This is a genomic window from Streptomyces sp. NPDC058576 (assembly GCF_042718715.1).
Taxonomy (GTDB): domain Bacteria; phylum Actinomycetota; class Actinomycetes; order Streptomycetales; family Streptomycetaceae; genus Streptomyces.
On record NZ_JBHXPF010000018.1, the window covers coordinates 92,931 to 105,161 of the forward strand.

10 protein-coding genes are annotated in these 12,231 nt (G+C 72.3%); 9 read left to right on the forward strand and 1 reads right to left on the reverse strand.

Features of this window, described 5'->3' with window-relative positions; translation table 11 throughout:
• Positions 1-153: 153 nt before the first annotated feature.
• The 5 genes from ACFWRV_RS15675 (at position 154) to ACFWRV_RS15695 (ending at position 5,546) form a co-directional block, all read left to right on the forward strand.
• Positions 154-1,077, forward strand: coding sequence for an ABC transporter permease (locus ACFWRV_RS15675; RefSeq protein WP_047178619.1), 924 nt, complete (start codon positions 154-156; stop codon positions 1,075-1,077).
• The gene (locus ACFWRV_RS15680; protein ID WP_384334144.1) at positions 1,070-2,047 is read left to right on the forward strand and encodes an ABC transporter permease; all 978 of its coding nucleotides are present in this window, start codon (positions 1,070-1,072) and stop codon (positions 2,045-2,047) included. The genes ACFWRV_RS15675 and ACFWRV_RS15680 overlap by 8 nt, the downstream gene beginning before the upstream one ends.
• A 13-nt stretch (positions 2,048-2,060) precedes the next feature.
• Positions 2,061-3,038 (forward strand): ABC transporter ATP-binding protein, encoded by a 978-nt coding sequence (locus ACFWRV_RS15685; protein ID WP_384334147.1) that lies wholly within the window; start codon positions 2,061-2,063, stop codon positions 3,036-3,038.
• The gene (locus ACFWRV_RS15690; RefSeq protein ID WP_384334149.1) at positions 3,028-4,281 is read left to right on the forward strand and encodes an ABC transporter ATP-binding protein; all 1,254 of its coding nucleotides are present in this window, start codon (positions 3,028-3,030) and stop codon (positions 4,279-4,281) included. Before ACFWRV_RS15685 ends, ACFWRV_RS15690 begins: the two co-directional genes overlap by 11 nt.
• A 251-nt stretch (positions 4,282-4,532) precedes the next feature.
• Entirely contained in the window at positions 4,533-5,546 is a 1,014-nt protein-coding gene (locus ACFWRV_RS15695) for a hypothetical protein (RefSeq protein ID WP_384334152.1), read from the forward strand.
• Positions 5,547-5,576: 30 nt separating this feature from the next.
• Here the strand turns inward: ACFWRV_RS15695 and ACFWRV_RS15700 are convergent, their stop codons facing one another.
• Positions 5,577-7,703, reverse strand: a complete 2,127-nt coding sequence (locus ACFWRV_RS15700; RefSeq protein WP_384334155.1) for a prolyl oligopeptidase family serine peptidase — start codon at positions 7,701-7,703, stop codon at positions 5,577-5,579.
• 259 nt (positions 7,704-7,962) lie between these two features.
• Between ACFWRV_RS15700 and ACFWRV_RS15705 the strand changes: the two genes are divergently transcribed.
• From ACFWRV_RS15705 to ACFWRV_RS15720, 4 genes are all read left to right on the forward strand, one after another.
• Entirely contained in the window at positions 7,963-8,157 is a 195-nt protein-coding gene (locus tag ACFWRV_RS15705; protein WP_010063247.1) for a hypothetical protein, read from the forward strand.
• Between the two features lie 68 nt (positions 8,158-8,225).
• Positions 8,226-9,128, forward strand: coding sequence for an N-acetyl-1-D-myo-inositol-2-amino-2-deoxy-alpha-D-glucopyranoside deacetylase (mshB, locus tag ACFWRV_RS15710; RefSeq protein WP_384334158.1), 903 nt, complete (start codon positions 8,226-8,228; stop codon positions 9,126-9,128).
• Positions 9,125-9,682, forward strand: a complete 558-nt coding sequence (locus ACFWRV_RS15715) for a DUF6113 family protein (protein ID WP_384334162.1) — start codon at positions 9,125-9,127, stop codon at positions 9,680-9,682. Before mshB ends, ACFWRV_RS15715 begins: the two co-directional genes overlap by 4 nt.
• A 175-nt stretch (positions 9,683-9,857) precedes the next feature.
• On the forward strand, positions 9,858-12,041 hold the full coding sequence (locus ACFWRV_RS15720; protein ID WP_384334165.1) for a hypothetical protein: 2,184 nt from the start codon (positions 9,858-9,860) through the stop codon (positions 12,039-12,041).
• The last annotated feature ends 190 nt before the right edge of the window (positions 12,042-12,231 follow it).

A 12,231-nucleotide genomic window follows, 5' to 3' on the forward strand; every position in this document is an offset into this window, starting at 1 on the left:
CCCAGCCTACCCGCCCCGCTAAAAAAAATATACACTCTCTCATTTCCGGCGGGGCGCGACGGGGCGGGCGCACCCCCCCACCCCGCCCCCCGCGCCCCACCCCACTCCCGTACCACCTGCCAGGAGCGCACCCCCCGACCCCCGGAGCCCCTCATGGGACGTTATGTGATCCGGCGGCTGCTGCAGATGATCCCGGTCTTCTTCGGCACCACGCTGTTGATCTTCCTCATGGTGAACGTGATGGGCGACCCCATCGCGGGCCTCTGCGGCGACCGCCAGTGCGACCCGGCCACCGCCGCCCAGCTGCGCTCCGAGTTCGGCCTCGACAAGCCGGTCTGGCAGCAATACCTCACCTACATGGGCAACGTGTTCACCGGCGACTTCGGCACCGCGTTCAACGGGCAGAAGGTCACCGAGCTGATGGCCACCGCCTTCCCCATCACCATCCGGCTCACCATCGTCGCGGTCGTCTTCGAGGTCGTCATCGGCATCAGCCTCGGCGTCGTCACCGGCCTGCGGCGCGGCCGCCCCGTCGACACCACCGTCCTCATCCTGACGCTGGTCGTCATCGCCATCCCGACCTTCGTCACCGGCCTGCTGCTCCAGCTCCTCCTGGGCGTCAAGTGGGGCATCATCAAGCCCTCGGTCTCCGCCGACCCCACCTTCGACGAACTGCTCGTCCCCGGGCTGGTCCTCGCCTCCGTCTCGCTCGCCTACGTCACCCGGCTCACCCGGACCTCGATCGCCGAGAACGCCCGCGCCGACTACGTACGCACCGCCGTCGCCAAGGGGCTGCCGCGCCGCCGGGTCGTCGTACGGCATCTGCTGCGCAACTCCCTCATCCCCGTCGTCACCTTCATCGGCACCGACGTGGGCGCGCTGATGGGCGGTGCCATCGTCACCGAGCGGATCTTCAACATCCACGGCGTCGGCTACCAGCTCTACCAGGGGATCCTGCGGCAGAACTCCCAGACCGTCGTCGGCTTCGTCACGATCCTCGTCCTCGTCTTCCTGGCCGCCAACCTGATCGTCGACCTCCTGTACGCCGTACTCGACCCGAGGATCCGCTATGCCTGAGCCGCAGTCATCGGACGGAGCGATCTCCCCGGCGGGAGCCGGCGGCCCCATGGACCTCGCCCTGGAGGAGGGCACCAGCCTGGAGAAGGGCCCGGGCGGCGCCGACGGCACCGGGCCGGCCGGGAAGCCGCGCAGCCTGTGGTCGGACGCCTGGCGCGACCTGCGGCGCAACCCGGTCTTCATCATCTCCTCGCTGGTCATCCTCTTCCTGGTGATCATCTCGATCTGGCCCTCGCTCATCGCGAGCGGCGACCCCCTCCAGGCCAACCTGGACGACGCCCAGAAGGGCTCCGAACCCGGCCACCCCTTCGGCTTCGACCCGCAGGGCCGCGACGTCTACACCCGGGTCGTGTACGGCACCCGGACCTCGGTGACCGTCGGCGTCTGCGCCACCCTCGGCGTCGCGATCCTCGGCAGCCTGTTCGGCGGGCTCGCGGGCTTCTTCGGCGGCTGGTGGGACTCGATCCTCTCCCGCCTCACCGACGTCTTCTTCGGGATCCCCGTCGTCCTCGGCGGCCTGGTCTTCCTGTCCGTCGTCACCAGCTCCACCGTCTGGCCCGTCGTCGGGTTCATCGTCCTGCTCGGCTGGCCCCAGATCGCCCGCATCGCCCGCGGCTCCGTCATCACCGCCAAACAGAACGACTACGTCCAGGCGGCCCGCGCCCTCGGCGCCTCCAACTCCCGCATGATGCTGCGCCACATCACCCCGAACGCCATCGCCCCGGTCATCGTCGTTGCGACCATCGCGCTCGGTACGTACATCTCGCTGGAGGCGACCCTCTCCTTCCTCGGCGTCGGCCTGAAGGACCCCGCCGTCTCCTGGGGCATCGACATCTCCGCGGCCGCCAACTACATCCGCAACGCCCCGCACATGCTGCTCTGGCCCGCCGGAGCGCTGGCGGTCACCGTGCTCGCGTTCATCATGCTCGGCGACGCGGTGCGCGACGCCCTCGACCCCAAGCTGCGCTGAGGAGCCGGTTGCCATGTTGCTCGAAGTGCGCGATCTGCACGTGGAGTTCCACACCCGCGAAGGCGTCGCCAAGGCCGTCAACGGGGTCAACTACTCGGTGGCCGAGGGTGAGACGCTCGCCGTCCTCGGCGAGTCCGGCTCCGGCAAGTCCGTCACCGCCCAGGCGATCATGGGCATCCTCGACATGCCGCCCGGGAGGATCGCCGACGGCGAGATCCTCTTCAAGGGCCAGGACCTGCTGAAGCTCAAGCCGGAGGAGCGCCGGAAGATCCGCGGCCAGGAGATGGCCATGATCTTCCAGGACGCCCTGTCCTCGCTGAACCCGGTCCTCACCGTCGGCCAGCAGCTCGGCGAGATGTTCGTCGTGCACCGCGGCATGTCCCGCAAGGACGCGAAGGCCAAGGCCGTCGAGCTGATGGACCGGGTCCGCATCCCCGCCGCCAAGGAACGGGTCGGCAACTACCCGCACCAGTTCTCCGGCGGGATGCGCCAGCGCATCATGATCGCCATGGCGATGGCCCTGGAACCGTCCCTGATCATCGCCGACGAGCCGACCACCGCCCTCGACGTCACCGTCCAGGCCCAGGTCATGGACCTCCTCGCCGAACTCCAGCGCGAGCTGAACATGGGCCTCATCCTGATCACCCACGACCTCGGCGTGGTCGCCGACGTCGCCGACAAGATCGCCGTCATGTACGCGGGCCGCATCGTCGAGACCGCCCCCGTCCACGCGATCTACAAGGCCCCCGCCCACCCGTACACCAAGGGCCTCCTGAAATCGATCCCGCGCCTGGACCAGAAGGGCCAGGATCTGTACGCGATCAAGGGCCTGCCGCCCAACCTCACCCGCATCCCGCCCGGCTGCGCCTTCAACCCCCGCTGCCCGATGGCGAGGGACGTGTGCCGCAGCGATGTGCCGCCGCTCTACGAGGTGGACGAGCAGCGCCGGAGCGCGTGCCACTTCTGGAAGGAGACGCTCGATGCACGCTGATCGCGACGGGAGTGCCGAGAGCGGCTCCACCCTGCTGACCACCGCGCGCGAGGAGGCCGTCGCCCCGTACGTGGAGGGCGACCCGATCCTCCAGGTGCGCGGCCTCGCCAAGCACTACCCGCTCACGCAGGGCGTCCTCTTCAAGCGGCAGATCGGCGCGGTCAGGGCCGTCGACGGCGTCGACTTCGACCTGTACGCGGGCGAGACGCTCGGCATCGTGGGGGAGTCGGGCTGCGGCAAGTCGACCGTCGCGAAGATGCTCGTCCACCTGGAACGCCCCACCGCCGGTGCGATCCGCTACAAGGGCGAGGACATCGCGAAGCTGTCCGGGCGTGCGCTGAAGGCGGTGCGCCGCAACATCCAGATGGTGTTCCAGGACCCGTACACCTCGCTGAACCCGCGGATGACGGTCGGCGACATCATCGGGGAGCCGTACGAGATCCACCCCGAGGTCGCCCCCAAGGGCAGCCGTCGGCAGAGGGTGCAGGACCTGCTGGACGTGGTCGGGCTCAACCCGGAGTACATCAACCGGTATCCGCACCAGTTCTCCGGCGGCCAGCGCCAGCGCATCGGGATCGCCCGCGGCCTCGCGCTCAACCCGGAGATCATCGTCGCCGACGAACCGGTCTCCGCGCTCGACGTCTCCGTCCAGGCCCAGGTGGTCAACCTGCTGGACCGGCTCCAGGCGGAGTTCAGTCTCAGCTTCGTGTTCATCGCCCACGACCTCTCGATCGTCCGGCACATCTCCGACCGGGTCGGCGTGATGTATCTGGGCCGGATCGTGGAGATCGGCTCCGACGCGGAGATCTACGACCACCCCACCCACCCGTACACCCAGGCGCTGCTGTCCGCCGTCCCCGTCCCGGACCCGACCGCCCGCGAGCACCGGGAACGGATCATCCTGCACGGCGACGTCCCCTCGCCCGCCAACATCCCCTCCGGCTGCCGCTTCCGCACCCGGTGCTGGAAGGCGCAGGAGCGGTGCGAGCTGGAGGTCCCGCTGCTCGCGGTACCCGCGGAGTTCCGGCTCGTGGACACCCCGGCCCGGCACGACTCGGCGTGCCACTTCGCCGAGGAGAAGCGCGTGGTGCCGCCGGAGGGCGAGCTGGAGGTCCCCGGGCCGGCGACGGAGCCGGGGTCCGAAGAGTCGCAGGAGTCGCGGGAGTCGCAGGAGGCACCAGGGTTCACGGAGAAGCGGGAGTCCGGGGAGAGGCCGGAGTCCGGGGGTGGCGAAGCGTCGTGAACCGGCGTCAGGATCGTTAACAAGCAGGCAACTCCGCCGTCGCCGCACCGATATACGAACGCCCCATGCTGAACAGCGTACGGCCGTGCGGGTGCCGTGGTCCGGCCGGAGCGTCGTCCTGTCGCTCCGGCCGGTCGCCCGCCGGGACCGCCCCGCCCCCTGAACGCCTTGTTCATCCGTTCGGGGCAATGGAGTATCAGCGGGTGACACTTACACGGGGAGCGAGAATCACCGGCGCCGTTCTGTGCGCGGTGCCCGCACTACTCATCGTCGCCTGGCTCGTCCGGGACATCCGGGCCGTCGACGGACCGGGGCCGGTCTGGGACTACTGGACGGGCTTCACGACCCTCCGGGGCGCGGCGCAACCCACCACGACGGCCGCCAGTTTCGTCCTGCTGCTGGCCTATGCCGCCGCCGCTGTGGCGGCGCTCCGTTCCGCCGCCGCCGCTTCGGTCCTGATCGTCACCGGGGTCGTCACCTTCGTCCTGCGGCTGCCCGGCGTCTGGACCATCGCCGACGCCGCGGCACCCCAGGAACTCCGCGACCGGGCACTGCTCACCACGTACGCCGCGCTGGCGGCTGGGCTCGCGCTGATCGTGGTGGGGGCGGCGGGCCGCCGCCCCCTGCCGGACGGCGCGGAACGGCCCGCCGGGCCGGGGCGCGGTGCCGGGGTGGCCGTCTTCCTGCTCCTCGGTCTCCAGGCGGCGGTCTTCACCGCCTGGGAGATCCGGCAGACGTTCCTCTATCCGTCCGGGCTCTATCCCGCGTGGTTCATCGGCGGCCGGCCCCTGAACACCCCGGTGACCGAGGGGCCGCCCGGCTGGATCACCGGGGCGATCATCCTGATGGCGCTGGTGGCCGCCGTCGGCGCGGTCGTCGGAGCGGTCCACGCGCGACCGCTCGGCCTGATCGCGGCCGGGTTCGTGTTCTCCTCCGGTGTGCTCGGCACGGCGCGCATCATCCACTTCGAGATGTACGAGCGGTTCACCGACCTGGACATCGAGGCGCAGCTCAATCTGCTGAGCATCCTCTCCTCGCTCCTCGTCGGACCGGTGGTGATCATCCTCCTCGCCCGCAAGGGCGTCGAGCGTGCCTCCGGCGGCCACCCGGGGCCGTGGGGCGGCGCCGGTCCCTGGGGCGTCCAGCCCCCGGGCTACCCGCCGGCCCAGGCATCGGGGCAGCCACCCGCCCCCGCCCCCGGCTTCGGGCCTCCGCCGGGCGGCGGCTTCGGACCCCCGCCCGCCTCCCCGCCGCCCCGGTGGTGAGCCGAGGGCGGACGGGGAGGGCGAGGCGGCTCAGGCCCCGGTCAGCCCCAGCGACCGCTTGAGGAAGTCCACCTGGAGCAGGAGCAGGTTCTCCGCGACCTGCTCCTGCGGCGTCATGTGCGTCACCCCGCTCAGCGGCAGCACCTCGTGCGGACGGCCCGCCGCCAGCAGCGCCGAGGAGAGCCGCAGGGCGTGGGCGACCACCACGTTGTCGTCGGCCAGACCGTGCACGATCATCATCGGCCGCACCTCGGCGGCCGGCTCGGACAGCCCGTCGTCGGTGAGCAGCGAGTTGTACGCATACACCTCCGGCTGCTTGGCCGGGTCCCCGAGATAGCGCTCGGTGTAGTGGGTGTCGTACAGCCGCTGGTCCGTCACCGGAGCCCCCACGACCGCCGCGTGGAAGACGTCGGGCCGCCGCAGCACCGCGAGCCCCGCCAGATAGCCGCCGAAGGACCAGCCGCGGATCGCCACCCGGGACAGGTCGAGCGGAAAGCGGTCCGCGAGCCCCTGCAACGCCTCGACCTGGTCCTCCATGGTCAGCACGAGGTTGTCCCGTACCGCCTTCTCCCAGGCCGGCGAGCGCCCCGGCGCGCCCCGCCCGTCCGCCACGACCACCGCGAAGCCCTGGTCCGCGAACCACTGCGAGGTCAGGTGCGCGTTGTGGGCGGCGACCACCCGGCGGCCGTGCGGACCGCCGTACGGATCCATCAGAACCGGAAGCGGACCGTCCGTCTCCTGGTAGTCCGAGGGGAGCAGCACGGCGCACGGAATCCGTCGTGCGCCCCCCTCGGTGAGGGTCACGCGGGCCGACAGCACCGGTTCCTGGGCGAAACTCGCGATCCGGGACAGCCGCTTGCCGTCCCGCACCAGCCACGCGGCGGCCCCGGGCTCCTCGGGGACCGCCGAGACCACGACCGACAGACCGCCCGAGCGGACCGCGGAGTGCACACCCACCCCTTCGGAAATCCGCTCGATTCCCAGCTCGTTCACCCGGTACACATGGATCTGCCCGATCTCCGGCTCGACCGCGTCCTCACCGGCCACCGCCGAGATCAGAACGTCCGACTCCCCGATGTCCAGCACCGACTGGACGTGCAGCTGCGACCCGGTGAGCATCCGGTCCCCGACCGCCAGCACCCGCGCGCCGCCCTCGTCGGCGATCCGCACCAGCCGCCCGTCCGGTGCCCACGCGGGCACCCCGGGGAAAAGATCCAGCCACACCGGGTCCTCGTCGACATGGACGATCCGGGTCGCGCCGGTCTCCGGATCCACCGCCAGATACCGCTGACTGCGCTGGTCGCGGGCCTGCACCAGCAGCAGCGGAGCACCCGCGGAGGACCAGTGCACCTGGGCCAGGTACGGGAACGCGGCCCGGTCCCAGACCACTTCGGTACGGGCCCCCTCCAGGTCCATGACGAAGAGCCGCACCTCGGCGTTGGGCGTACCCGCCGCCGGGTAGGCGACCTCGGCCGGCTTGCGCTCGGGGTGCGCCGGATCGGCGATGTACCACCGCTGTACGGGGCTGTCGTCGGCCCGCGCGACCAGCAGCCGGTCCGACTGGGGCGACCACCAGAAACCCCGGTAGCGGTGCATCTCCTCGGCCGCGATGAACTCCGCCAGACCGTAGGTGACCTGGGGGTCCTCCGGTTCGGCCAGCGCCCGGTCCGCCTCGCCGTCCGCACCCACGACCCGCAGCGCGCCCTTGGCCACGTACGCGATGTGGCGGCCGTCGGGGGACGGCCGGGGGTCGATCACCGGGCCGGGCACCGGCAGCGCCCGCGCGGTCCCGGCCCGCAGCTCGGCGACGTACACCTTGCCGGACAGGGCGAACGCGGCCAGCTCCGCCGCCGCGTCCACCGCGTAGGAGACGATGCCCGAGGAACCCTCCCGGGTCCGCTCCCGCCGGGCCCGCTCCTGCGCCGAGAGCTTCTCCGCCGAACCGCCCAGCAGGACCTCGGGATCGGCGGCGACGCGCTCCTCACCGGTCGCCGGGTCGAGCACCCACAGCCGATGGGTCCGGTCCGTTCCGGACGTGGACCGCAGGAAGATCACCCGTGTCTCGTCCGCCGAGACGGTGAAGGAGCGAGGTGCGCCGAGAGTGAAGCGCTGGGTCCGGGCGTGCTGGCGGGGAAAGGACAGCTTCTGCGAGGTCATGACTCCGAACTTAGACCCACGGGCCATCGGGGGGAGGCAGATGCGCGCACCCGGACCGGCGACGCCGGCCCTCGATTTCCGGGGGGCGTAGCCCCGAACTCGGCTGCGTGGCGCGGTTCGTGCGCCCCTCGTGCTGCTGTGCCCCGATCAATGCGTTGGCACGGATAGTTATGATCCGTAGCGCTCGGTGGGTAGGAACCTGCTGACTCCGCGTACCCCCCTTCCGACCGTCCGAACGTACCGATGGAGGTGAACCGCCGTGGCGCTCTCGATTTCGGCGGTAGTGCTGCTGGCGATCATCGTCTTCCTGCTGATCCGGAAATCCGGGCTGAAGGGGGGACACGCGGTGGTCTGCATGCTGCTCGGGTTCTACATCGCGAGCTCGTCCATCGCGCCGACCATCTCCGATCTGACGACCAACGTGGCGGGAATGATCAGCAGCATCAAGTTCTGACCCCGGCGGCGAGGGCGGGGCGGGGGCTCGGGGGCACGGGGGGCCTCCGGGCTCGTAGGGTGGTCCCCATGAAGGACCTCCCCGCCCGCCGTCTGCTGCTCGTGCACGCGCACCCCGACGACGAGTCGATCAACAACGGCGCCACCATGGCCAGGTATGCGGCCGAGGGCGCCCACGTCACCCTGGTGACGTGCACGCTCGGGGAGGAGGGCGAGGTCATCCCGCCCGCCCTCGCCCGCCTCACCGCCGACCGGGACGACGCGCTGGGCCCCCACCGCGTCGGCGAGCTGGCCGCGGCGATGCAGGGGATCGGCGTCAGCGACCACCGCTTCCTCGGCGGTGCGGGCCGCTACCGGGACTCCGGAATGATGGGCGCCGAGCAGAACGGCCGCCCCGGCTCCTTCTGGTCCACCCCGGTGGACGAGGCGGCGGCCCACCTCGTGGAGGTGATCCGCGAGGTCCGCCCCCATGTCCTGATCACCTACGACCCGGACGGCGGCTACGGCCACCCCGACCACATCCAGGCCCACCGGGTCGCGATGCGCGCCGCCGACCTGGCCGCCGACCCGGCGTACGGCGTCGGCGCACCGCACACCGTCGCGAAGATCTACTGGAACCGGGTGGAGCGGGAGGTGCTGGAGGGTGCCTTCGACCGGCTGCGCACCACCGCCCCCGACGCCTTTCCCGGCATCGCCGCCGTGGACGACGTCCCGGGCGTGACCGGCGGGGAGCAGATCACCGCGGAGATCGACGGATCGGCGTACGCCGGGGCGAAGTCGGCGGCGATGCGCGCCCACGCCACCCAGATCGCGGTCGAAGGACCGTTCTTCGCCCTCTCCAACGACCTCGGCCAGCCCCTGCTGACGACCGAGTACTACCAACTGGCGCGGGGCGTTCGCGGCGTGGCCGGGCCGGAGCGCGAGAGCGACCTGTTCGCGGGCGTCCCGGACACCGAGGGAGGCGCGGCATGAGCGAGCACCCCGAAAAGGCCCGCGCGAACCCCGGAAAGGCCGCAGCGAACCCCGGAAAGGCCGCAGCGAACCCCGGAAAGGCCCGTGGGAACCCGGGAAAGGCCCGCGGTCGCGCCGGCTCCTCCCACGCGCCGCGGCGCAACGCCCCGCCCAGGGAGCCCGAGCCCACCGGATTCGCCGCCCGGCCGAACCCGGCCCGGATCGCCGCCTACTTGGGCCTCGCGGTGCTCGGCGTGCTCGTCGCCCTCGCCGGGACACTCGTCCAAGCCGCCTGGTTCCCGGGCGGGTTGATCATCGCCCTGGCGGGCTCCGCGGGCCTCTTCTACGGTGGCCGGATCCTGACCCGCACCCAGATCGGCGCGCTCGCCCCGGCGGCCGGCTGGTTCATCACGGTGTTCCTTCTGCTGAGCGGCCGGCCGGAGGGCGACTACGTGTTCGGCGACGAACTCGGCCTGGTGCTCTTCATGCTCGGCGGGACGGCCGTCGCTGTGATGTGCGCCACCACCTCCAAAGTGCCGCAATCAGCCATCCACAGCGGCCGGTCCGGTACATGAAGTGCCAAGTCCGGGTCCGGAACGACCCCCACAGGTGTGAGGCACGGGTGGAGGTTTCACCCGGTCGCGGAGTGTCCGACGGCGGCGGCCAGTATGGTGGTGCGCGCGCCGAGCCGTCCCCTGGCCTGCGGCATGGGGGAAGTACGGGCGGCGGAGCCAATCGGGAGAACCTGCTTTGAGTCGTGAAACTGACAGTTCGTCCTCCGGGCCCCAGGGCCGCGGCGGAGCCGCGTACCCCTCGGGGACGCCGCCGTACGGATCCCGCCAGTATCCGTCGCTCCACCCGTCGCAGGACGGCTCTGACGAGAACCCGGAATCCGTGGATCCGCCCCGGCCCGAGGAACCGAAGACCGAGACGACGCTGACGACGCGCATCCGGATCAACATCCCCGGGTCGCGCCCCATCCCGCCGGTCGTGATGCGTACGCCGATGGCGGCGAGCGACATCTCCGGCGACGGCGGCCGTTCCGACGCGGAGCGCACCGGCGCAACCCCGCGCCCCGGCACCCCGCCGCCCGCACCCGGTGCCGGCGCATCGGACCGCTCCGGCGGCCCGAACGGCGCAGCGCCCGCGGACCGGCCCCGGGACGGCGGCCCGGCCGCCGACCCGACGCCCGGGGAGAAGCCGGCCCGGGAGAAGAGCGGCAGCGACTGGTTCGCCCCGCGCAAGGCCCCGGCCGCCGGACCGGCGGCAGCGGCTCAGGGCACCGGTGCGCCCGGCGCCCCCGGCGGCGCGCCTGCCGGCCCGGGTGGTCCGGGTGCGGGCGGTCCCGGCGGCCCGGGTGGGCCCGGTGGTCCGGGTGCGGGCGGCCTCGGCGGTCCGGGCGGCGCTTCGGACGGTGGCGCGGGCCGCCCGCGCCCCGACCTGCCGTACTTCTCGGACTCCCCGAAGCCCGGCGGCGGTCCGGGCGAGCCCGGCCCCGGCCGCAGTGCGCTCGACGGCTACGGCTCCGAGCCCCCCGGCGGCGGCCCGCGTGCCACCCCCGGCCCCGGAGTGCGGACGCCCGGCCCGTCCGGCCCCACCACGGGACCGGTCACCGGCACCTCCTCGCTGACCCCGAACCTCGACGGCGTCCCGGGCCTCGGCGGCCCCGGCCCGATGGTCCCGGGCACCCCCGGCGGCGTACCGCCCCGGATGTCCGACGACACGGCGATCCTCACGCCGCAGGCCCCGGCGCCCGAACCCGGCCCCGGCGGCCATGTCTCGGGCGACACGCTGACGAGCGGCATCCCCGTGGTGCCCAGCGATGCCCGCGCCCCGTTCCCGGGCGGTCCTGGCGCCCCCGGTGGTCCGGTGGCGGGCCACGGCGGTCCCGGGGGGCCGGGCGGTCCGGGCGTCCCCACGCCGGGCCCCGCCGCCGCGCGTCCTGCCCCGCAGGCCGCCGCGGCCCCCGCTCCCGCGCCCGCGAAGAAGGGCCGCTCCAAGCTGGTCCTGCTCGGGGTGGCCGCGGTCGTGCTGCTCGGCATCGCGTACGGGGCGGGTCTTCTGCTGAACCACTCCGAGGTCCCCAAGGGCACCACGGTGCTCGGCGTCGACATCGGCGGCGGCTCGAAGGAGGAAGCGGTCACCAAACTGGAAGCCGCCCTCGGCGAGCGCGCCAAGACGCCGCTCCAGCTGTCGGTGGACGGCAAGGAGGAGAAGCTCGACCCCGAGAAGGCCGGTCTCACCCTGGACAGCCAGGAGACCGTGCGGGAGGCGGCGGGCAGTGACTACAACCCCGTCTCGGTGATCGGTTCGCTGTTCGGCGGGGAGCGCCCCGCCGACCCGGTGATCCCGGTCGACGAGGAGAAGCTCGGCGTGGCGCTGACCGACCTGGCGGGCGCTTCCGGCGCGGCCAACGACGGCACGATCCGCTTCGAGCCGAACAAGGCCGTGGCCGTGCCGGGCAAGCCGGGCAAGTCCCTGGACGCCGGCCAGTCCCTGATCTCGGTCCGGGACGCCTACCGCGCCCAGGTGCAGACCGGACAGGCCCGGCTGGTCGAACTGCCCGTCGCCACCACCCAGCCCACCATCACCAAGGCCGAGCTGGAACGGGCGATGAAGGAGTTCGCCGAGCCCGCGATGTCCGGTCTGATCACCATCAAGGCGGGCCCGAAGCAGATCCAGTTCGGCCCGGCGCGGTCGCTGCCGCAGATCCTGTCCATGAAGCCGGTGGACGGCCGGCTGGTCGACGTCTACGACAAGCAGGCGATCGACACGCTCCTGGACGGCGTCTTCGACGGCATCATGGCCGTCAAGGCCGACGGCAAGCAGCGCCAGGTCGGTTCGGACGACGTCGCCCAGGCGATGAAGACCGCCCTGGCCGGGAAGACCCCGGCCGAGCGCACGGTCACCATCGACCTGACCGGCGAGGGCTGACACCCCGGCACGACACCGCTCCACCCTTCCGCCCCCGCCCGGGAACGTCTCCGGCCGGGGGCGGGTCGCTGGCCGGTCCTACCGGCGAAGCGGGGCCCGGCGCTCCAACACACCCCCGGCCCCCCACCCCAACCCACACCCACAACCCGGACTTATAAAACACCGTGGGGGTGGTGTTCCCGCCCCCCCC